Here is a 21,036-nt window from a genome sequence, read left to right on the forward strand (position 1 = left end):
GTTCAAAGTTGGTTATATGGTCATGGATGATTCGGGATGGCCACCTGCCTCGGGTGAAGAAAAGCTGCCGTTTAGAGTCGGCCCGCCTGCGCCATCCAGCAGGGTCTCTGGGATATCGGGTCCGTCGGCGGGAAGGTGCCGAGGAGTCTCCTCCCCGGCACCTTTGGATTGTTCGGCTTCTTCTTGTAGGTGGGCATCTTGTTGGGGTAGATCAGAATTGTTCTGCGATTGAATCTTCTGGGCGACTGCGGCTTTAAATGCTTCGGTTTGCTCGGGAGTTAGTTGGCCTTGGCTGCCGGCCCGTTGGGCAAAGAGTCCTGAGATGACGCTAAAGAACAGCGGCGCATTTTCTTCCAGCATATCCAGCATGCGGCTTCCGGCGTCTCTGCCGCCAGCCCGCTGTTCCATCTCCATGCGGAACTTTACCTTTTCCAGTTCTCCGAGCTCTTTTTCGAGGGCTTTGAGGTTACTTCGTTGGATTTCTTTGAGCCGGTCAATCTCGTTGCGATGTGATTCCTTGAGGTCGGCCAGCTCTTTTTGGTGGGTGAGCAGGGTCGTGGTTTTGTCCTCGGCAAGCTCCCGCTTAAGATTCATAATCTCATCAACCTGCTGGCGGATCTTGCGGTCCGCATCGTGAAGCTCCCCTTCCAGCCGAAGAATACGATTGCTGTAATAGTCTTCGTCTTTGGTCTGGGTGGAACCCGTTGATTGCCCAAACAGGTCAGCGGCTACGTCAGCCTGCTTGTTTGGATCGTCAATCCGGAAATTGATTTCGATATCATGGTCGTCGCCGGTATGCAGGGTATAGATGCCGGGCTCCAGGCGACACATGGACTTGGCCACTTTAAATGGAGAACGAATGTTGAACGGAATATCCTTTTCGACGTCGATGAAATCATCGGTCCGGCCGGTAATACGCCCGAAAATAGGCATGCCCTCTCGCAGTTCCTGGAGGGTGGTGGCATAATCGCGTTGGGGGTCTTCTAAGGTATTTGACAAGTGCTGAGGCATCGGGCCAGGCTTGGTTAATATGTCGTGATTGTATCACTATTTGCAATCACCGATGTCAACGTAACACTATTTCAAATCAAGAGAAATACCCCGGGATGGGCTGGAATAGCCTGCAATAAACTGCCAGAGATTGGGACAGAATGGGAAAAGAAGAAACAGGATGGGCTAATTTTCAGATGAAATATGTGTAAGTGTTATTTGTCTGAAAAGGTCTTATATGATGATATATTTGTTAAATTTGAAGGTCAATTTTGCATGTTATGATGACAATGAATAGTATTTGAGCCGTATGTATAAGACAAGATTAGGTGGCTTGAAACTTAATTTTGGTGAATATTAAACTCATATTTATTTGCAAGTGCTTTTAATATTCTTACGCTATTTGAATTTAATTCAATTTTTATTGTCTGGAATTCACCTGTTATGGCACTACCCTCTTTCGATTTGACACCAGTGAAATCTGATGTTGAAGAAACAATTTCAGATTTTAGTTCAGATTTAATTTCTGAAATAAGCTCTGAGTTTTTAAGGGAATTTATATGTGCTAAAATTTGATCGTCTTCCATTTCTATGTATTCATTAAAACCTAGACTCATTTTTATAAGATGAAATTAGAAAGAGATATTGAATTGATCTTTAAAATTTTACGCAAAATAGTCAAATCAGATCATGAAGATATTTACGGTAAGCAAATAAACTTAGAAGGGTATTCACAAGAAAAAATTGGTTATCATCTATATCTGATGGAACAGGCTGGATTAATTACAGGAACTTTCCCGAAAAGCACTACAGGCCCGCTTTACGATAGAGCAATATTTTTAGAAATTACTTGGGAAGGACACGAATTTTTAGATGCTTTAGAAAATGACACCGTTTTTGAAAAATTCAAAAATGTTCTTGAAGAAAGAGGTAAGGATATTCCCTTTAAAATAGCTCAAAAATTATTAATCAAATTATCGTCAACACATTTTCTCCAAGGTATTTAAATGGATAAAAAGTTAGCAACACAATCAGCATTGAAAGGTTTACTTGGAAGTGTCCCCTACGTGGGTCAAGTATTCACAGAAACTCTTTTTGGATATAGACAAAGCCTCAAACAAAAAAGAATTGAAAGTTTTATTGAGTCTTTCAAAGATTCAATTTCCAAATTTCAGGAAGAGGATTTAGATATTGGCCAAATTAAGGAAGAACATTTCAGTGATTTTTTTGAAGAGCTGCTAATAAATGTATCAAACTCTGCTTCAGAAGAAAAAATTGATAGATTCAGAAAACTATTATTAAAACAGCTGACAGATCCTAAAGAAATCGAATATTCAGAGCTCTATCTTCAAATTCTAAACTCATTAAAAGAAAAACAGATTTTAATACTTGGTGGTTTTTACCAAGGGTTTTCAGCTAGCTATGTAGAATCAAGAGGTGAAATAATCCGTGCAAACAGAGAATTAGAAGGAATTGAAAGAAAGATAAAAGATAAATGCAATTGGTACGATGAGCCAAGAATCCAAGCTTCTGAAGATGAGGATTTACAACGACTTAAGAGAAGAAAGAATAAACTGGAAAAAAGAGTCAAAAGAAACGAAAAAAATATTGAGCCAAGTAAAGAATTATATGATCCTGAAACCTATGGATGTGAAGGTTATGAATTCTTCTATTTAGTACAAGATTTGGGTAATAAAGGACTAATTATTGATAGAGGGATTGAATATGGAGCAAGACCTTATGAATTAGCTGAAATAACACAACTTGGCATAGATTTAATTGATCGTATCCAAAGCGATTCAGCCACCTAACACATTGAGCGGATGGGCCTATTCTTGCCAACCTCCCATTTTATAGTTAACCTTTCATTTATTAATAATTTTTCAACACGTTGGCGCCTGCCTATGCGCAATGTCACTAGGTGGCTTTTAATTTTTAAATTAATATTAATCAATGAGTGATAGATTAAGTCAAGAAGAGTATGAAAATATTTGGCTAAGGGTGAAAAAGAAAGGAAAATGGTGGGTAATAACTTGGGTTACCTTTATAGTAACAGTTGTTTCTTTATCTGTATCTTTTGGTATTGAAAATTATATGCAGGAGAAGGCAAATAGTTATATAGAAGAATTAGTATCCTCGAAAGATTTTCAAACTTCCGTATTGGATTCTCTCAATGCAAAAGTCAAACAAATGAACCAGAATTACGAAAGGATAAATAAACGGCTCAAACAATTCGAAATGCTCAAAAACATTCCTTATGAGGTTTCAAGTAGTGGTTTAGAGTTTACAGATAAAGATGGAGATCATTTTCTAATAGAATTTGGTAACTCTAAAATCAATGAAAGGATAAAGTTTGAAAATTCTTTCTCAAAAGCTCCAATAGTTATCGCAACAAGCCAAGGTGATTTCTTTTCCGGAAAAGCTGATGTATTTCAACCAGATATTATAGCCGTTAAAAAGGTCACACATGAATATTTTGTGATGACAAGCGAAGATTTCCCTAAAAGCATCTCAGTGAATTGGATTGCGATTGGACATTAATTCAGATCAAACTGTGTCGTTAGGTACCATAATTTTATTCGTTTCATGATTCCTTATTCCGAAGAAACAAAGCCAACATTTGAAAACTTCATAGCTGTTTGTCCATATGAAGATTGTGGATTTGAGAATATTTTTAATAGAGCTACTGACTTAGAGACTTTTAGATTTATCTTATTTAAAAAAGTCTCTTGTCAGAGTTGTGGAAAATCATTCAATATAAATTGTGACTATGCATGTAATATCTATAAGTACTTGATTTATGATTGTTATGAGCTTTTAGAAGAAAAAAAATACATGTTCGTAATCTTGAATTGCTCACAATCATTCGAAGCTTTTTTCTCTTTAGCTATACGAAGCAAGTATCTTTACAAGCCTTTTCAAAATAAAATTATTTCACTTGGTCAATTAAATGATTTGGCTGACGAAGTATCGAATTCTATATCAAAATTAGGATTTGATAAACTTAGAAATCTTTTTCTAAGGTCAAATTTTAAAAAAGATCTATCGAGTTATTCTGATATAAATAATGCTGTCAGTTCTTTGAGTGAGAGAAAATATCAAGAGACTCCCTCAGATGATAAAATTAGAGAAATGGCAGAGCCAGATTTATCTGAAATCTTAATTGAGATTAAAGAAGTTAAAATAAATTCGCTTAGAAATAACGTAGTTCACCAAAGTGCATTTCGACCGACTTTACAAGAAGCCGAAACATGTCTTCAAAAAACACGGCAATTAATTTTTGGTTATCAGCGAATTTCAAAAGTCCGTTTTAAAACTACATTTAGTTTATCTCCATTATAAAATCTCCGATCGTAAAGCATTATCAATGGGCTTGGCCCAACTTTTTTATGCTTATGGATTAATGCTTTTTCACACCTCAACAAATTGGTATAACCTATTTTAAATCTAGAGATTAATAATTATGAATACTCTCAAAAATTATCAGAATTAATTTCAGCTCTTCCTTTACCTGATCAGGCATTTTCAAGCAATCTTCAAACTTGGATAAATTTGGTAAAAAGAATCAAAGTCACCCTCGAGCAATAGCTTCGATTTTTCAGAATTCTCAAAAAGTGAATATTTCTATATTTTTACTTTTATAATCATACTACTTTATATAACACTCAATGACAAAACGTAGATGGCAAAAGCATTTTATTAGAGATGTATTTTCTTTAAAAAATGAATCTCTTAATTCATTTTCTAAAATAGTATTTAAAAATCCCGAACTGGTTAAATCAAAGAAAGAGAGAGTTCCCGAAACTCTATTCAAGTTTTATGCACCAACTTCGAATAACATACTTGATATAAGAAAAAAGCGACTTTGGTTATCTCACCCAAATTCATTCAATGACCCTTTTGATTGCCACGTTGGGGTAGACTATAAAAACTATGAAAAACATTCATTATTGAAACATATTGACGAAACTGGATTTACAGAAAAATCTGATGGCTTTTCAAAAAAAGATTATAGACGAATAGCTGATTCAAAACCAGATGTTTTTCCACACCCGTTGAGTAAAATTGAAGACTATTCGTCCGTAATCTTCAATATTTCGAGAAAGAAAAGCGATGATTTTGAAAAAGAAATAACTGAAATAAGGAGAAGGACAAACAAAGAAGTAAGTAAAAAAATTGACAAAATTCGTGAGACTAATATCAGAATTTCCTCATTTGCGAATTTACAATCAAACAATTATCCACCAGGCAGAAATGATCTGGAAAGAATGATTCAAATGTGGGCACATTATGCAGATAATCACAAAGGTTTCTGTGTTGAATATGATATATCTAGCTTAAAGCCAGCAAATATTTTAAAAGCTTATGAAAATAAAAACGGTTATGAGTCATATTCGCCTGAAAACAATATAAATCTTCTTATTCTTGCTGGTCTATTCCCAATTATTTATGCCTCATATCGAGTTAGTATTCCAAGGACTAAGCTTGAAAAGCTAACGATAGATAAAGATGGAAATCTTATTAACAAAATTGGGATAGATGAGATTTTATATAAGGCTTTTATAACTAAATCTACTAAATGGAGTTATGAAAAAGAATGGAGAATCATCTTAGATGGTCGTATTAGTAGCTATTTTAATAATAAAATTCCTTTTCCTTTTATAAAACATATTTACTTGGGAAGTAGAATGGAACCCAACATTATTGATGATTTAATTGAGATTGCAGATGAATTGAATGTAGAAGTAACATTAATGGATTTAAATGAAAAAAAGTTTGCGCTAGAGCATCAGAATATTAACTCTTACAAATGGAAGAAAGAAAAATCGTCATGGCACAACCCATTATTATAGCATTTCAGTTAATTCTGCAATTCAACCTACTCTAAGGTTGAGGGAAATAAATGTTGAGTAGAAGGGCTCTCCCTGATAGGGCTTTTCAATTTCCTCCTAGAGATAGATTCAGCGTTTAACAAGGGTACAAGTGAATTATATTAACCTTTCGGGTTTTAATACCCGATTAGTTTAAATTATCGGGGTTTAAGAGGCGCATATTGTCTAAGAAGGCAGGCGCAATCGAAAACCTTCTTGGTCAGCTTCGGTTGGGTCCATAAAAGCATTGGTAGCTTCCATCTGAGCTCGTGCCTCATCGTACTTGTCCCAAGTGATAGCCTGCACATACTTTTGACCAAAGTCGAGAGTTCGGATCAAAGCATCGGGTTGCTGGTTGTGAGTCAAAGCCTTTAATGCAGCTAAATAGTTATTTCGGTAAACCGTAGGGATGATAATTTTTTGTTGATCAGCTGCGACGAGTTCTGCATTCATCATTATGCGAGCTATCCGGCCATTGCCGTCGGTAAACGGGTGCACTTCGCTAACCAGGAACATCATAAATACCGCTTTCTGGAAGGGATATTCCAAGCCGCGATACATTTCGAATCCTCGTTCCAGGGTCGCCATGACAAGTTCGGGTTTCACAAACTGGGTGCTTCCGGCTATATTTACTTTGGTCTTAAATTCACCCGGTTTTTTGTCTTTCCGCAGAGCCATTACGGTAGAATGCCGATTCTTTAACGAGGCAATAAACCCGTCAAAGTCTTCAGGTGTTTTTGCCATCTCCGAATAGTTGGAAACAATCCGATAGGTCCCCATTACATCATGAGCATCTTCGGGACGTTCAGCTGGTATCGCATTGTTAAAAACGATATCTGCAGCCTCATCTACTTCAAATTCGGTTCCTTCAATAAAATTGGAGAAATAGGCTTCGAAGAATGAGAGGTTTATTCGTTCGTCCTGCGAAAGGTTGGCCGCAGAACGCGTGTGAGGAGCGAAATCCGACAGGTCTTCAAAAAGTTTGAGAAAAAGATCTACGCGATCGGGGTCATACGGTTTTTGAGATTTCCGGGCTTTACCGACATCTGATTTAATATTAGAGTTGCGCGTGCCCTGCAGGCTGCCAATAAGATCGTCAAGCTTTTCGTATTCTTCTTGCATGTCCAGCTGCTGGGCGATTTCCCGGGCACGGTCACGGATACTATTGACATGGTCGGCCCCACGAACCCGAAAGAGTTTATCCAGGCGCTCTTCCATTTCTTCTTGCCGAAGGGTTCTTGGAACAGATCCTTTGCGGGCTCGGGAAGGGCGCATGTTTTCAAGATAGGCTCTGGGTTCGGAGCTGATATAAAGACCATTGATAAAAGGACGATCACTGTCCAGTGGCTCGTGTCCTTTTCGCGGATTGAAAATTAAGCCGGGAATTTCGGTAATACGCTTTTTGGATGATACGATAAATACCGATCCATCCGCCGCCGGTTTGTTTTCCAATGCTGTCCGATCGGCAATCAGCGCATCGGGATAATATTCAGACAGCAGATCGACCCAATGCCGTTTGACAATAATTTCGGGATCATCGGTCAGATTTTTTGTGTAGAGGCGGGACCCGATTTTTTTAAGTTCTCCGCGTGCTGCTGCCTGCGATACCTGGGAAGAAATATCCGTATGGGATACGAATACTTCCGGCATGTCATCTAAAAAATTTGCCATTTAAGCTACCTTTTTCACGCAATTTATTAAACTTTCGGGATTTAATAAATTATTTATTTAAATAATCGGGATTTAGTATAGGGTGTGGTTCGAAAAAAGGGAAGGGTACAGTAGCGATTCAACTCTTACTTCTTCTCTAAATGATTAATTTGTGGCAAACATTGTATTTGTCATCGGTTCCCAGCTCTCGGCAATCTCCTTCAAAGAATAGTGTTGAGCCTTTTTAGGATTTACGATATAAAAATCGTCCGAGTCGTGATAGTATATTGTAACTCCACCACTTTTGGTGCGGAATAGGCTCCAATTTTGTTTCCCGTTTTGATTAACTAACAAATCTTCCTCAACGTGAGGAAATTTCTCTTTCAGTAGTTTTTCATGTTTATCCATGTATATCCATTAATTTTAGATTATTTAATAGCTGACTTCGGTCTCTTTACTTAATACTTCCCGAAATATCTCGTCAATATGACTATCATCCTTTTCCCGGAAGTAGAGTCCTAATTCATGGCAATCGGCTTTGGTCTCAACTTTGTTGAGTCTTTTGACCTCATCAAAGTCGGTCTCTGAAATAATGAAAGAATGGAGGAAAATATTATTTCGACCACTCTTTTCATTTAACTGCTCCTCATACTCTTTGATGTCTTTAGAGAACTGTACTTTGTTGTTTTCATGTACATTGATTTCATGCTGCAGTCCGTGAGGATCGATAAAGCAGATGTGTTGTTCGTCATCTTTTTTAACCCAAACTATGAAATCTGGGAAAAACCGTTCACCTTCTAATAGAAAACCTATGCCATGACCCCGTGACTGATTTCGAAGCACATACACTTCATAATCTCCAAGTAGCTCATTCGCTTCTGGCTCACCGAAAAAATCCTTTAGATCTTGTATAAATTTCCATTCACCAACATTTAAGCCATGTGGCGTGGATTCAATAATTTTATCTTCTCTTCTATCTTCAATCAAGAGAGGAAGATACAAATGCTTCTCAAAATAGATTCTTGGTAGTTTACCTTCCTTTTTCTCTTTAACTGTCTTTTCAAAGAGTTCTTGATCCTCGAATAGGGCTTTAATCTCTTTTTCCAGCTCTTCTACAGCTCCTTCTTTCACACGAAGCTGATATCCCGGCCTATCCTCATCAACTCGGGGAATGTTATTGTCCTCTGAATCAAAGGATTCATACTCAAGCTGCTGATACTCCCATTCCTGTTGCTTCTTTTTATAGAAGGTATCGATGTATTTACGGACGATAATCAAGGCAACCTGCTCTACCTTCTGTATATCTTCAAACGAGGAGACATCAAAAATAGAATCTTCGCAGTATAACTCGTACTGCTCCTGTTGCAGAATGTCTTTAATATCTGATTCGGTGAAACTGAGGTTTTCATAGCCTTTCTGATTCCGATAATACCAAGCCTCTCGATATAAGTTATCGGTATCTAATAAAGGCAGAAGCTTAGTTGGGATATATTTCTTTTCTACAGAGTTGACTGCTACCGCTTGATCTTCCACGCGGTTATCGGAAGTTTCCTCCTCAACAGTGCTCGTTAAATCTATCTTAGGAGTTATCTCGTCACTAACTTCGAGTATTAATTGCTTAACTTCTTTAAAATCATCTCTGATTTTAGGACGGATTACCAGCAGTCCTTTTCCATCAAGATTATCTTCGACCTTAATATCAAGGTTAAGCTCAATTCTTCGATCAGTATCAATGCCTTCTTCTTTAAGAAACTTTTGGAACCGCTTCATGTAATCAGCATTCATACCGAATATCTGAAGTGTCTCTAAATGCTCAATATGCGGTGGACGCTGAATATTTTTCATCTCTGAGGATCGTTTAAGACTTCGATCTTTTCCTAACAATCGAACGCCACGTCCAAAGAGCTGTATAATTTGCGGACCTTCACTTTTACCAATATTCATCAAACCCATACACGATACGCGCCAGGAACTCCATCCTTCGATAAACTTCTTAGACCCTATCAGCACGTTCACATCCGAATGCTGGGTATTTATTTTCTGAAACAATGAATCCTCAAACGCATTCGGTTCCTCAACGGTTAGCTCAGTCAACTCTTCTTCGATGTAGGAAAGAAAATTACTGTCTTCCCCGATGTTGATAACCCCAAAAAAGTTATCGCTATTCCCGGCTCGCAGGCCAATTTCGCCTTCGGCAGAGGTTAAGTTCGTTAACTTTAAGGGAGCCGGTGCTTGCAGGTGAAAAACCTTATTCAACAAATCGACATAAAGCTGCTCGGGTTGCCCTTTGTAAGTATTGCGCAATACCGAAAAGCTGTCTTCGAACAGGTCGCTACCATCTTCACGTTTGACTCCTGAATCTTCATTCAAGACTCGCTGAATGTTATGTATTGACCAGTCGTCATCCTGCAATACTTTGTTTAGGAATAATATCAGTTTTTGTACATCCGATACCGTTCGCTCTTCATCAACGCGCCAACTTGATTGCGTTCGACCGGCCTGTACGCTGTGTCCAATGAAGGTGAGCAGAGGTTCGCGCAGATTCCAGGTCTTGTAAAAAGCCTCGGGATGTTGTTGATAGACATGCTGTTGCTCAAAAAAGGTCAGAAGGTTAGCTAACAGATATACCTGCTGCTGATCAGCTTCAAACTTCTGTTTCTTCTTGAGATTCAAAATACGATAGTCTTTCCCATAACCGTCATCATAGAATCGGGGATAGGAATAATCAAAGACAATAGCTTTACCGTACTCATTTTGAACACCTGCACTGGCTTTATTAAGCGCTTGGCCAAAGGTAGCACTATATTCAAAAGTGAACCCTTCTTTCGCAATAGCTTTACGTCTGCGCATCCATTGAGATCCTTCCGTTCCGGACCCCTTGTGCCCTTCATCAACAAAAACCATGTTATTTCCTTCGAAGGAAGAAACTTCTATGCTATCACCGTCTCCGGTCTTCTCATCTACAAATTTTGTTATCTCAATGAGTTTTACCGTTTCGGGATCAACTCCAGAGCCACTGTCGGAATCCAAATAATATTGATTAGGGATTCCACTCATATCCAGCTCTTTAGCATGTTGGTGCGTAAGGCCAGAATTGGGGGTTATTAAAAGAAAATTGTCTGGCTTCTGATTCATCTTAGGCTGGTAATGCAAAAACTGATAATAATTCAGGTGCATGATCAGTGTTTTGCCACTGCCGGTGGCCATCCAAAAAGCCAGCTTGTTTAGATCATCCGCTTCAAAATTGGTGTACTGTACCTTGGAGCGGTGTTTGTCTTCTTGCTCAGAAACAAAAGTATTCAGCTCATCTAAAAATGCCTCTTTATCACTTGTTATCTGATCAAGATAATATTCGGTATAAAAACCAGCTAACAGCTGAAAGTATTTGAATACAATATGATCTTTCTGCTGGCGATTCTCATTTATCTTTGCTGTATGAGCAGATATGTTCTGATCATATTCCCGAAGTTTCTGATTATCTACTTCTACGCGGCCGTGGCTCTGCAACACCTTGCACAGCGTACTAATGCCATCGGCATCATAAGCGGCCCCTTCGGTGTCCCGACTTAATTCCTGGTAATAGCGCTGGATAGATTTGGGATCATGGATATTGTAAACCCCAAACTGCTTGCGTAAATATCCTAAAAGCGATAATCGTTTCTTTAATTTCATGCTACTCCCTCAAACATTTTTTCCCGAAAGGTGATCTCCGTGGGTTCGGCGTCTTTTATCTTACTTGCTCCATTGACATAGATTCTATCAAAAGTATTATCTCCTATAATTTCCTCAGTAACCCATGCAGCCTCTTCATTTAAATCCAACTCTTCGGTACTTCTCCAAATCACAAGCACATCTTCAATAGCATCCTCATCACGAATTTCTCCTTTGCTGATAATATACTTCCTGTTCTGATGCTCATATCGATGCAGCGTTTGTACCCAAAGTCCAATGAGGTAATGGAAGGTTTCTACCATATCAACTTTTTCAGGAGCAGGACTTTCATGGCCGCGCTGTATATTTAGCTCATAGTCAAAGGGCGTTTCGAAGGCCTCATCTTTTAACAGCGTAGCGCTGACCCCTTTGGTTTCGAAATCCAGCATGTATTTGAGCATATAATCGTCAAACTCCATCGCCTGCTGAACATCTTTCTTTTCTTTAAAATCGATGTTGTTCAAGGCATCCTCATAGGATTCAATGAGGTGATACTTGAAGGCATGTGATTGGCCGTCTTTATTTTGTGGAATACCGTCTTTCCAATCGTCAGAAAATACTACCTTTTGAAGGCGTGGCTTGAGTACAGTATTGAAATACTTACCCATTTCTACCAAAATGTATTTTCTTTCACCGTTATCTTCTTTATTAAAATTTAAAACTGCATGTCCTGTTGTTCCTGAACCGGCGAAATAGTCCAAAGCGATGTCATTTGGCCCTAAATCAGCAACACGAAGTGAATCTTCAACTGCATGAATTGATTTTGGATAAGAAAATGCCCCTAATTCTTTAAAGAGTTTTTTTAGTAAGTTGGTACCGTAGGCAGTAGATGAATATTTTGTTTTATCCCATATAGTTGGTGGTAGAATTCCTTCTTCATTCATCCGGGCTTTCATATATACTGCATTATTCCCATGAACATCTTCTCGAACACTAAATTCATCAGGGTTTTCTAAAAATCGATCGATTCCCCACTTCCACCTTCGTTCTTGATCATTGTCATCAATAGGATAAACAACTTTCTCATCATCACTTGGATCTTCCTGGGTAACCCATTCTTGCTTTTCTTCTTTCCATTCCATTTCAGGAACTCTTATTTCTGAATCTGTTATGTAAATCGGATAAAACATTTTGGGGCTTTCATCTCTTGTACCTCCATGTTTGCGGAAGTTTACCCATTCAAATCTACCTTTTTCATCTTCTTCATCATATCTTTCTTTTTGGCTTTTGCTTCTTTCTAATCTGCCCACTGAAGAATTTTTCGATTTCAAAACAAATATTGCATACTCATGAGAAATAGAAAAGCCGGTAACAGTGGATCTGCCTGAAGGGTTATTTTTTATAGCTGAAACACCCGCAATATTCTCTTCCCCATACAAATTTTTAAGCAGTGCGTAAAGACGATGGTATTCTACATCATCAATTGTAATACATAATATGCCATCTTCTTTAAGTAGATTATCTCCTCGAACAAGGCGATTTTCTATTAATGCAAGCCAAGAAGAATGCTTGAAACTATTTTTATATAGAATTTCTGATGCGCTTGTGTTATAAGGTGGATCTAAATAGGTGCTTTTTATTTTTTCTCTATATTTCTCAGTGAGAAGATTTACCGTTTGAAAATTTTCTCCATTGATTAACAACCCACCTAACTCTTCTTCCAAATTATCATAAGAGGCTAATAGCTTATATTTGAAATCAGCCTCAAAAAACTTGGTATCTATCATCATATGTGGATGGCTCTTTAACGTTGCTTTCGTCCACTCGCCATTCCACTCCAGGTTCTTTTCCCACTGGTCCATACTATAGCAGTCTTCCCAGTAGGCCAGCTGCTTCTCATTCTCTAAGATGGTTTCATAAAGTTCTTCGGGGACCTTATCCAACGCTACGCAGTAGTGAGTGTCTACTACAAATTTTCTTTTTTCAAAAAGTTTCTTCTGATATTCTTCAATTTGTTTCAGGAAGAAAATTACTTTTTGCGCGATATCACCTACCACTTTTGCCCGCGTTAACGCCGTTTGTAGTGGCTGCTCAGAATCGGCTTTAATAAAATCATCTACTTGTATTACTTCATGCTTCAGATAGTATTCCAACTCCCGTTCCAAGAACTCTTTCAGATTCTTGTGAATGAAATAATCTGTTGTATTCTTGGCCGTAAAATGATTCAGCTTTTCGTACAGCAGAGAATGCTCCTTGTCATCCGGCATGGTAGATAAAGCATCGCGCCAGCGGCCAGTCACCTCACTGCGCACCAAGTCATCAAAAGCAGTACAAAGGCGTTCTCTATCTATCGTTTTAAGTGATTTACCTGCAGTTTCATTGTAAATTTCGAGCCACTTTTCCTCCTCTTCATCCTTCAGTGGACGGTACTCAAACCAAAGCGTAAGCGTATCTTTTTCTTCATTAACTTCGATAGGATCATCCGGACGGAGCACAAAGTATCGCGTATCACTTTCTTTCACATTGTCCTTCTCTACTTCGGCCTGCTGTACTTTAAACCATATATTCAGGTCATTAGCCTCAAATTTATAGTTCGCAAAGTGTTCACCGGTTTTAATATAGTACTGGTCTTTATTGGCCCAGTGCAGCTTTACTTCCTCACCGTTATAGGGAATAGCATATTTGGAGTCACGTGTGCTAATACGTCGCTGGGTGAGGAAATCCCCATCGTCATAGTAGCGCGAAAAGAACGTGTATAAATCTTGGTATATACGTTTCTCAATTTCTTCACCGACTTCTTGTTTTTCGGCCTTCTCTTTAGCTTGCAGATACTTTTTACCTAAAGGAGTATTTTCGTACTGCTCCGCAAGACCTCCATTTTCAAAGGCCTGTTCTCCCAGCGTATTTTTAATATCCTGTTTTAGCTCATCAAGCTGAGACACATCATCCTGGGTATATTCTTCCAGTCCCTTTTCAATAGCATTTAACAGATCTTCTTCAATAAATGCTTCAATCTCATCTCTTTTACGATTGAGAATGCGATATATACCAAAATTTAGATCTGACTTATTGAACTGAAAAAGTTCCCGAAGCTTCTTTTGTAGTTTAGTGCGGAGTTCTTGACGGCTTTCTGGCATGGAGATGCTACAAGTTGATGTTTGAATTTGGCTATTAAGATGTGAGAATATAATGGAAGGCGCAATACTATGCGCCTTCCAATTTAATTATAGATATTTATCATATTGGTTAAGGAAGGAGATGATCATGCCTGCATTTATATCTTCTTTTTTTAAACCTTTATTTTTCCAAAGATCAAGTAGTTTGCGTTCTTTCCGATTTGGGGCACGACCACCGCCGCCACCAGTACTTGTACAGGCAGCAGTTGAAAAGCTTACATTAACATCTCCTTCATTAATGATTGCTTTTACACAAATGGGCTGATCATCCTTCTGTCTCTTCCTTATTTGCTGGGCAATCCAACGCTCTTTTATATCATCATTCTTTCTCTGTTCTTTTCCAATCTTGAGTGTAATCATATTGCTCTCCTTAGTTATAAAGAAAAAGTAGATGAAATATACACTGCGTTACTGACAACTTTGTGTCAGTAGGATTGGAATTGCTGGATTGGAAGAGGGAAATAAAGCTTTAATTTGCAGATATCCTGGTAGGATTTTTAATGATATTAATTTCTTCAATGTTGGGGAAGGTTAATCTTGGGTCCAGTATTATAACTTCAGATCCAAAATATTTCTTTTGTGCACTATAGTGTAAGTCATAAAATAATCTGTCATAATCTTCATACATATTGTTGATTGGATCTTTATTATCATACGATATAACCCAATATTTTTTGACTTCATCTATAATGTTAGAAATTTCTAGATGGTCATCGTGCAAATAATGATTTTCATATAGTTTACTTCCTTTCTCATAGTAAGGAGGGTCAAGGTAAATCAGACTTTTGTCATTGATTGAGCTAATTGTTTCTTGTAAGAATTGGGCAGCGTCTTTGTTATAAATCTCTATTTGTGAGCTGTAAAGGCTTATAAACTTTATTCTTTTTATAAGGTTTTTTTTGTTAAACCTGGCATCAATTTTCCATTTTCCTTCTTGGGATTTTCCGCCTATTACACCGCCATTAATAATCCCTGATCGATTAGTACGATTTAAATAAAATGTGGCAAAACCGACTTCAAAGATATTATGATTGTCTGGTTTGGTGACAATCTCTTTTTGTTCTTCCCATTCATCAAGACTAACTGGTATTTTTTTTATTTCCTCACAAAACTTATCGGGATGATTGAGAATTGAATGCCAAAAGCTATAGATAGAGTAGTCTAAGTCATTCAGATGAATTTTTTTAACAAATTTTTTACTTAGTAAATCTAGGGCGACTCCCGCACCTCCTGCATACGGTTCTACATATTCATAATCATATAAGTCATTTTTACTAATTAGGTTGTGAAAAAAAGGGGCTAGCTTAGCTTTTCCTCCGGGATACCTGAGTGGTGATATAAATCTCATATTAATTTTCCCAGAGTTTTTTAACAAATAGTTCCATGTTGTCCCAAGTAATGATTAATTCATTTGGTGAGGGAATTAGGTAGCGGTTATGCACATAACTATGAAAAGTATCTACAGAAAATAAGTGATGGGGATTACTTGCAGCATTTCTGGGTGCCTTCAGTTGATCTCTATTCAAAATGTCATTTTCCTGCATATAGTCAGCAATTTTAGAAACTTTTTTAGTAAACTTTTCATGTTCATACACATTGTCTAGCTCTTTTTCTTCTATAAAATGATCCATGCTAATCTCTAGGAAAACCCTAAGAACTACTGAAATTGAATTTTTGTAAGCTTTGATATTCAGTTTTTGTAGTTCCTTAAAAATTTGAAGAGCTCTTTTGTTTTCAATCTTCCAATCTAAATCTCTTGGAATTAGATTCCATCTTTTAGAAGTATCATTAGTTTTTGAATCCTCGTCTTTTGAATCTTCTTCTGAGGTATCCTCTGAATCTGTATTTTCTTCAGTCTCTTCCGTTAATGAAATATCAACTTCAACCTCTTCGAACTCTTCACCTAAACTGTCATTATTTGGCAGAATATCATCATCAAAAGTATGCAAATACCCTTCTCTATCACCAGAATAATAGACATCAGTTACTTTTATCCTTTTATAAGCAAGGTCTAAAACTATTTTGGTTAATGGGTCAATATAGTTTGCCAGCTCAGTTTTAGATACAAGCTTGTCGCCTACAATGCCTACTCCTATAGTATCTTTTATATTGCTGTCAGTTAGAATTCTAGCAAGTGTTGTAATGGCAACATCATCAACTAGTTCTTTTTCAGATTCGGTTAGTTCTGCATGTGATTTGACCAGTTCCAATGCATATAATCTGGGGTCAATTTCTCCACTGCGTTCTTGAAACCTAGCCTTTTCTTTTGCACCCCATTTTACAATGCCAACACCATCTTGTTCTCCTGAATGTTTTTGGTTTATCCAAATATTTGCTTCTTCCCGTTTATCAAACAGGACACATCTAATTTTCTTGATTGGATCCTCAAGATATAGCTCATGAAGTTCTTTGAATGATCGTTTTATCCCTGAATCAGTAATTAAGTCAATGATGTCTGGTTGGGACATGAGGATAAGTGCTGTAATCCTTCTATTACCCTCTAAAACTGTATAATCACTGTTGCTACCATTAATAACTATTGGTATGTCTGATGGGTTTAGGCCATTTTCGATTATGCTTTCAGCAAGATTAACTAGTTTATCTTTTTGGTCTGAAAGCATTTTTTGTAATGCGTCTCTTTGATTTTCTGCCTTTTCATAACGAGGATTTAAGAAATCCAAGCTTAACTTATCTGTCTCTATTTCTTGATATATATATCCCATTTGAAGTCTCTATTTTCCATTAGGATTTAATGGTGGCTGTTCGTGAAAAGATTGTATTAACGCCTTTATTTATAAAAAACCAACTTTATAATTGCATTTATTCTAAGGACTAGGCCGAGAAAGAGCAAAGACTATTAAAAAATAATAGTAATTATATAAGTTTTACTGGCATCGATTTTATTCCAATCTGTTTTGCGACAAAATAGGTAGAATTTCCATCCACAATATCAAAAAGACCTTTTTCTTTTACATTTAGTCTAACAGAAATAGGGTTTCGCCGGGGTATTAATCCCTGATAAGCTTGTCTCATGTAGACAAACCCTTTCGCAATACCTTTTGGGCGTTTCCTCGTAGGCCGAAGCCAGTCGATAGGCAGAATAACTGTAGCTTCATCTATATCGAAAAAACGATCTATACGGTTGGGATCCAGGCAGAACATACGCAGGTAGTTTTGAAGGTACGTCCCAACTTGTCCCATATCGAGCCAACTGGTTAGCGAAACCTCAAAACCATCCTCATTTATATAGTTAATCTGAATGCGTTGGTTATTTTCATCTATAGATAGATGAAGTTTGTTGTAATCATGATACTGGCGATTAATTTCATCTACTTTTGCTGTCAGATACTCAGTAGATATAGATGATTTTATCACTTTTTGCCTGGTAATCGGCATTTCATCTACGCGGTTAGATGTTTTCGGCATGGGGATTCTCCTGAATGGTCTGAATGATTTCATCCACTTCTGACTTGCGGCACAGCTTAACGGCTTCACGGCCGGTACTTTTATTCCGCCCGTAACTGCGCACGGTTATCATTTTGCGATAGCCGCACCGGTAAAAAGTGGTCCGGGAGATGCGTCCCAGCTTTTTACACATATAGCTGATCGCTTCGCCAATCGTCATGAAATCTTCATTGTTGGAGGACATGTTGCCCGTTGGGTTGGTGGTATTTTCAGGATTTTCAAAATTAGACATAGTCTTTCTTATTTTCTTAGAAGCCAAGGTTAAGTGCAGTAAAAACTATAAGTTAAGTGTCTAAGAAATTGGCAAAGATTCATCTTAGATATCTTAGACCGATCTTAGACTTCTTAGCCCGTTCTTAGTGGTTTTCTTAGATATATTATTATTTACTAACTAACTATTATTATTATACTTACAGGGTGTTGTTTGGGGAAGAAAAGGAAGTTCTAAGAAAATAAGACGGTGTTTTCAAATTCTTAGAAAATCATAGATTTCTCCAATTTTCGCCTAAAATGGTGGCGAGCTATCACCGGTGCTTGTCTGGTATTCGGTGGCCGGCTGGCGGCCTTGCTCTTCCAACATGATGTTCGCCTCCTCCCGCTTACCAAAGGCGCGTAGCCAGGTTGGCGTTAGATGTTTGCGGGGAATATGGTAGCCATGTCGGCTTTCTTTGACGGTACCCTTCACCGGATCCTCGTAGCTGTAATAATTGGTTTTTGCCTTTCCGTGCAGGTCCAATGCTTCAATTTCTTCTCGGATAATATCCTGGCTGATATACTCCCGGCCTTTGTTATAGTTGGTGTAGGCGTCCCAAATGCCACTCCAGTACATTACCAGCCCATCCTTGCTGTTCCAGCCGTAGTATCGTTTCGGGAGCTCCCCGTTATCATTCATAATCTCAATGCTGGCTAGGAACTGCTGAAGTGGGGTTTGGTGCACTTCACGCTCAGCGGAATTGGCTAGAAACTCCACGCCATAACGAAATATTTCGGTGGATACGCGCGAATCCCGAAGCAGGTTCTGCATCTCCCGGAGGTCCTCTTCGCTTACCTTGGAGTTTCGATTTTCTTGGGCTGATTGGCTAACAAATTCCGCGAACTGTACGTCATTGGGTCGACAAACAAATAGATCCACCGTAATAAGGGCCGCCATATTTTCGATTTGCCGGTCCTTAATCTGAAATCGCACGCCTTCCTGGTCACTTCGTCGCCCCAGTTCTTGCTCGACGGCTTCGGTAAGCAGGCGTTTGGTCCAGAGTAACTCACTTTTGAACAACTCGCGATTGAAATCATTAAACTTGTACAGCAGAGATAGAAAGAGCCGTTGCATCTCTTTTTTGTGGTTATCAAACCACCAAAGATTATCCACCGAACCACGTTTGTCTTTGGCGTATTCGATCATAATACACCGCGATCGGAAGTGGTCCTCGGTGGGTTTGTAGTTGGAGATAAACATCAGCTGGGAACGCACGGGGCTCCAGGCGTTTTTGGTCCGATCGTGGGAGGCGCTTACCCCACGTTGTCTCAATTCGTACCACATGTTAAATACTTGTGGCGTGATCTTGCCTTTTCCGGGGACAAACTCATCCATAATGACCGGGATCTTGCTGTGGTTGGCTAGCTTGTTTTCGGCGGACTTGAGCGTAGGATTGGAATCTACGTCCGTAAAGGATTGGCCAAAGAAATTGAGCATGATTTGAGACAGTTGTCCCTTACCGGTTGATGGTTCTCCAAATAGGTATAGAAACACGACATGTTTAAACACATTGTAGATCTCATCAAAAAATAGAAAGGAAAGCATATAGGAGAAGATGAAATACCCTTCCGCCTTTTTTTCGGGCTGTTGTCCGGAGATAAGCTCTCCAAATTTATCCCGCACCGTATCGATAAAATAGTGTAGCTCTTTATCAACATACAGGTGGTGCTCTTCATCGCTATAAAAGCCATCTGTGGGCGAAGGAAGATCTAACAACGGAGCGGGTTCAATGCGGCCGGGCTTGACGTAAAAGGTAGTGTCGGCAGCTACCATGGGGAATAGGCCAGAGTCTCGGTCAGGTGCTATCATGTATTGGGGCTCCCGAAGGTGATCATCCGGAATATTAATTAAGGCGTTGCGGGTCAGATAAAAGGTGTAGCCATGGTGTTCTATAAAGCCATAATAGTTGAACTCATAGACCGTTTGCGGCTGCCAGCGGTTACACAAAAAGCTCATAAAGAAGAGGATCTCATCATCAGACTTGAAGCGAGCCGACTGATAAGAATGCTTAAAGATCTGAATCTGGAAGGCTTTCTTGGACAGCAGGTCTTCCGGCTCCAGTACGAACAGCTCGCTCTGTGTAAGTTTTCGGGTTTCTGGGGTCAGCCAGCTCACCTGGCATTCATAGAGCGTCGAATCCCATTTCAGTGTTTCGGGATTATAGCGGATGATCTTGGAATGTATTTCGATATCGAAGGTGCCGATCCGGCGACTGGTGCCATCGGTTTCATTGCGATACCAGCCAAAATCCAACGGATCGGAGCTGTCGACATATTCGAACGGTTCATTTTGAGAATTGGATACTGTTGGCCCGTAGTCATCGGGTTGTTGCTGGTTGTTTGGTGATAGGAGTGTTAAGGACTCTTCCCGAGTGTTGCTGCTCATTTATTTGTCGTTGAGATTTTAGAATTTTGTGTTCACTTACATGGTTGAGTTCATAGAGATTGTCTCCATATCCGTAAATCACCCAGAGGTCGTAACCTTCTACGATCTGTGTTTCGATCATGCGGACGATTTCTTTACGTTTGTTACCATCGCTGTCTATGAACTGGATGGTATCCCCAAGGGTATAGCGAGTACGTATTTTGGCCATAGGTTGCGATTGGTTAAAGGGTTAGTCGAATGCCTTTGATCTTACAAAGAGCTCCCATGGGGAGACCAAATTTCTTGTTGAGAATGAGGGTAAGAACCTGCTCCGAAATCCCTAATGCTCGTTCCATTTTACACAAGCGATGATCCGAAATGTAATAGGGTTTTTTGAACCACTGTCGGAAGGTGTTTAGCTTTATATCAGGAAATAGGATTTTGCGAAAATCATCATAGGTATCATATTGCTCCATTATCTGGCCTTTTATGACGGCTAGGCGTAGCCGGTTAATTTCATGTTTTGTTATTGGTCCGTTCACAATTGTACTTCTGTCTTTTAAAATTAAAGGGTAAGTAGTATAATCGGATGGTTACACGTAAACATTACCGTTAC

General features: G+C 38.7%; 19 protein-coding genes. 5 read left to right on the forward strand and 14 right to left on the reverse strand.

The annotated features are described in order from the left end of the window. Positions 1-12: 12 nt before the first annotated feature. Entirely contained in the window at positions 13-1,011 is a 999-nt protein-coding gene (locus tag ACT3ID_RS01310) for a hypothetical protein (protein WP_491540167.1), read from the reverse strand. 320 nt (positions 1,012-1,331) lie between these two features. Then, on the reverse strand, positions 1,332-1,577 hold the full coding sequence (locus ACT3ID_RS01315; RefSeq protein ID WP_491540168.1) for a hypothetical protein: 246 nt from the start codon (positions 1,575-1,577) through the stop codon (positions 1,332-1,334). Positions 1,578-1,616: 39 nt separating this feature from the next. Here ACT3ID_RS01315 and ACT3ID_RS01320 point away from each other — a divergent pair, with 39 nt between their 5' ends. The 5 genes from ACT3ID_RS01320 to ACT3ID_RS01340 all read left to right on the forward strand — a co-directional run bounded on the left by ACT3ID_RS01320 (position 1,617) and on the right by ACT3ID_RS01340 (position 5,843). After that, positions 1,617-1,997 carry a DUF2513 domain-containing protein gene (locus ACT3ID_RS01320; protein ID WP_491540169.1) on the forward strand — a complete coding sequence of 127 codons (381 nt, stop codon included), beginning with the start codon at positions 1,617-1,619 and terminating at the stop codon, positions 1,995-1,997. Then, positions 1,998-2,801 carry a hypothetical protein gene (locus tag ACT3ID_RS01325; protein ID WP_491540170.1) on the forward strand — a complete coding sequence of 268 codons (804 nt, stop codon included), beginning with the start codon at positions 1,998-2,000 and terminating at the stop codon, positions 2,799-2,801. Positions 2,802-2,943: 142 nt separating this feature from the next. Then, the gene (locus ACT3ID_RS01330) at positions 2,944-3,531 is read left to right on the forward strand and encodes a hypothetical protein (protein ID WP_491540171.1); all 588 of its coding nucleotides are present in this window, start codon (positions 2,944-2,946) and stop codon (positions 3,529-3,531) included. 45 nt (positions 3,532-3,576) lie between these two features. Then, positions 3,577-4,332, forward strand: coding sequence for a hypothetical protein (locus ACT3ID_RS01335; RefSeq protein WP_491540172.1), 756 nt, complete (start codon positions 3,577-3,579; stop codon positions 4,330-4,332). Between the two features lie 326 nt (positions 4,333-4,658). Then, positions 4,659-5,843, forward strand: coding sequence for a DUF2971 domain-containing protein (locus tag ACT3ID_RS01340; RefSeq protein WP_491540173.1), 1,185 nt, complete (start codon positions 4,659-4,661; stop codon positions 5,841-5,843). A 204-nt stretch (positions 5,844-6,047) separates the two neighbouring features. Here the strand turns inward: ACT3ID_RS01340 and ACT3ID_RS01345 are convergent, their stop codons facing one another. The 12 genes from ACT3ID_RS01345 to ACT3ID_RS01400 all read right to left on the reverse strand — a co-directional run bounded on the left by ACT3ID_RS01345 (position 6,048) and on the right by ACT3ID_RS01400 (position 20,896). After that, positions 6,048-7,532, reverse strand: a complete 1,485-nt coding sequence (locus tag ACT3ID_RS01345) for a Fic family protein (protein WP_491540174.1) — start codon at positions 7,530-7,532, stop codon at positions 6,048-6,050. A gap of 144 nt (positions 7,533-7,676) precedes the next feature. Beyond that, a complete protein-coding gene (locus ACT3ID_RS01350) occupies positions 7,677-7,919 on the reverse strand; it encodes a hypothetical protein (RefSeq protein ID WP_491540175.1) in 243 nt (80 codons plus the stop codon). A gap of 24 nt (positions 7,920-7,943) precedes the next feature. Beyond that, positions 7,944-11,183 (reverse strand): DEAD/DEAH box helicase family protein, encoded by a 3,240-nt coding sequence (locus ACT3ID_RS01355; RefSeq protein ID WP_491540176.1) that lies wholly within the window; start codon positions 11,181-11,183, stop codon positions 7,944-7,946. Further along, positions 11,180-14,299: a site-specific DNA-methyltransferase gene (locus ACT3ID_RS01360; protein WP_491540177.1), complete on the reverse strand. Its 3,120-nt coding sequence runs from the start codon at positions 14,297-14,299 to the stop codon at positions 11,180-11,182. Before ACT3ID_RS01360 ends, ACT3ID_RS01355 begins: the two co-directional genes overlap by 4 nt. A gap of 87 nt (positions 14,300-14,386) precedes the next feature. Then, positions 14,387-14,698 (reverse strand): hypothetical protein, encoded by a 312-nt coding sequence (locus tag ACT3ID_RS01365; protein WP_491540178.1) that lies wholly within the window; start codon positions 14,696-14,698, stop codon positions 14,387-14,389. 109 nt (positions 14,699-14,807) lie between these two features. Further along, positions 14,808-15,686, reverse strand: coding sequence for a DNA adenine methylase (locus tag ACT3ID_RS01370; protein WP_491540179.1), 879 nt, complete (start codon positions 15,684-15,686; stop codon positions 14,808-14,810). A gap of 1 nt (position 15,687) precedes the next feature. Then, the gene (locus ACT3ID_RS01375) at positions 15,688-17,061 is read right to left on the reverse strand and encodes a hypothetical protein (protein ID WP_491540180.1); all 1,374 of its coding nucleotides are present in this window, start codon (positions 17,059-17,061) and stop codon (positions 15,688-15,690) included. A gap of 151 nt (positions 17,062-17,212) precedes the next feature. After that, positions 17,213-17,764 (reverse strand): hypothetical protein, encoded by a 552-nt coding sequence (locus ACT3ID_RS01380; RefSeq protein WP_491540181.1) that lies wholly within the window; start codon positions 17,762-17,764, stop codon positions 17,213-17,215. Continuing rightward, entirely contained in the window at positions 17,748-18,035 is a 288-nt protein-coding gene (locus tag ACT3ID_RS01385) for a hypothetical protein (protein ID WP_491540182.1), read from the reverse strand. Before ACT3ID_RS01385 ends, ACT3ID_RS01380 begins: the two co-directional genes overlap by 17 nt. Before the next feature lie 273 nt (positions 18,036-18,308). After that, entirely contained in the window at positions 18,309-20,441 is a 2,133-nt protein-coding gene (locus ACT3ID_RS01390; RefSeq protein WP_491540183.1) for a hypothetical protein, read from the reverse strand. Beyond that, positions 20,374-20,649 carry a hypothetical protein gene (locus ACT3ID_RS01395; RefSeq protein WP_491540184.1) on the reverse strand — a complete coding sequence of 92 codons (276 nt, stop codon included), beginning with the start codon at positions 20,647-20,649 and terminating at the stop codon, positions 20,374-20,376. Before ACT3ID_RS01395 ends, ACT3ID_RS01390 begins: the two co-directional genes overlap by 68 nt. A gap of 13 nt (positions 20,650-20,662) precedes the next feature. After that, a complete protein-coding gene (locus tag ACT3ID_RS01400; protein ID WP_491540185.1) occupies positions 20,663-20,896 on the reverse strand; it encodes a hypothetical protein in 234 nt (77 codons plus the stop codon). Positions 20,897-21,036: the final 140 nt, after the last annotated feature.

Source organism: Fodinibius sp. GM108, from assembly GCF_058386985.1.

What these genes read in the sequence shown, in the direction of transcription:
- ACT3ID_RS01310 (WP_491540167.1), bottom strand. Translation starts at nt 1,011, where the DNA reads ATGCCTCAGCACTTGTCAAATACCTTAGAAGACCCCCAACGCGATTAT.
- ACT3ID_RS01315 (WP_491540168.1), bottom strand. Translation starts at nt 1,577, where the DNA reads ATGGAAGACGATCAAATTTTAGCACATATAAATTCCCTTAAAAACTCA.
- ACT3ID_RS01320 (WP_491540169.1), top strand. Translation starts at nt 1,617, where the DNA reads ATGAAATTAGAAAGAGATATTGAATTGATCTTTAAAATTTTACGCAAA.
- ACT3ID_RS01325 (WP_491540170.1), top strand. Translation starts at nt 1,998, where the DNA reads ATGGATAAAAAGTTAGCAACACAATCAGCATTGAAAGGTTTACTTGGA.
- ACT3ID_RS01330 (WP_491540171.1), top strand. Translation starts at nt 2,944, where the DNA reads ATGAGTGATAGATTAAGTCAAGAAGAGTATGAAAATATTTGGCTAAGG.
- ACT3ID_RS01335 (WP_491540172.1), top strand. Translation starts at nt 3,577, where the DNA reads ATGATTCCTTATTCCGAAGAAACAAAGCCAACATTTGAAAACTTCATA.
- ACT3ID_RS01340 (WP_491540173.1), top strand. Translation starts at nt 4,659, where the DNA reads ATGACAAAACGTAGATGGCAAAAGCATTTTATTAGAGATGTATTTTCT.
- ACT3ID_RS01345 (WP_491540174.1), bottom strand. Translation starts at nt 7,532, where the DNA reads ATGGCAAATTTTTTAGATGACATGCCGGAAGTATTCGTATCCCATACG.
- ACT3ID_RS01350 (WP_491540175.1), bottom strand. Translation starts at nt 7,919, where the DNA reads ATGGATAAACATGAAAAACTACTGAAAGAGAAATTTCCTCACGTTGAG.
- ACT3ID_RS01355 (WP_491540176.1), bottom strand. Translation starts at nt 11,183, where the DNA reads ATGAAATTAAAGAAACGATTATCGCTTTTAGGATATTTACGCAAGCAG.
- ACT3ID_RS01360 (WP_491540177.1), bottom strand. Translation starts at nt 14,299, where the DNA reads ATGCCAGAAAGCCGTCAAGAACTCCGCACTAAACTACAAAAGAAGCTT.
- ACT3ID_RS01365 (WP_491540178.1), bottom strand. Translation starts at nt 14,698, where the DNA reads ATGATTACACTCAAGATTGGAAAAGAACAGAGAAAGAATGATGATATA.
- ACT3ID_RS01370 (WP_491540179.1), bottom strand. Translation starts at nt 15,686, where the DNA reads ATGAGATTTATATCACCACTCAGGTATCCCGGAGGAAAAGCTAAGCTA.
- ACT3ID_RS01375 (WP_491540180.1), bottom strand. Translation starts at nt 17,061, where the DNA reads ATGGGATATATATATCAAGAAATAGAGACAGATAAGTTAAGCTTGGAT.
- ACT3ID_RS01380 (WP_491540181.1), bottom strand. Translation starts at nt 17,764, where the DNA reads ATGCCGAAAACATCTAACCGCGTAGATGAAATGCCGATTACCAGGCAA.
- ACT3ID_RS01385 (WP_491540182.1), bottom strand. Translation starts at nt 18,035, where the DNA reads ATGTCTAATTTTGAAAATCCTGAAAATACCACCAACCCAACGGGCAAC.
- ACT3ID_RS01390 (WP_491540183.1), bottom strand. Translation starts at nt 20,441, where the DNA reads ATGAGCAGCAACACTCGGGAAGAGTCCTTAACACTCCTATCACCAAAC.
- ACT3ID_RS01395 (WP_491540184.1), bottom strand. Translation starts at nt 20,649, where the DNA reads ATGGCCAAAATACGTACTCGCTATACCCTTGGGGATACCATCCAGTTC.
- ACT3ID_RS01400 (WP_491540185.1), bottom strand. Translation starts at nt 20,896, where the DNA reads ATGGAGCAATATGATACCTATGATGATTTTCGCAAAATCCTATTTCCT.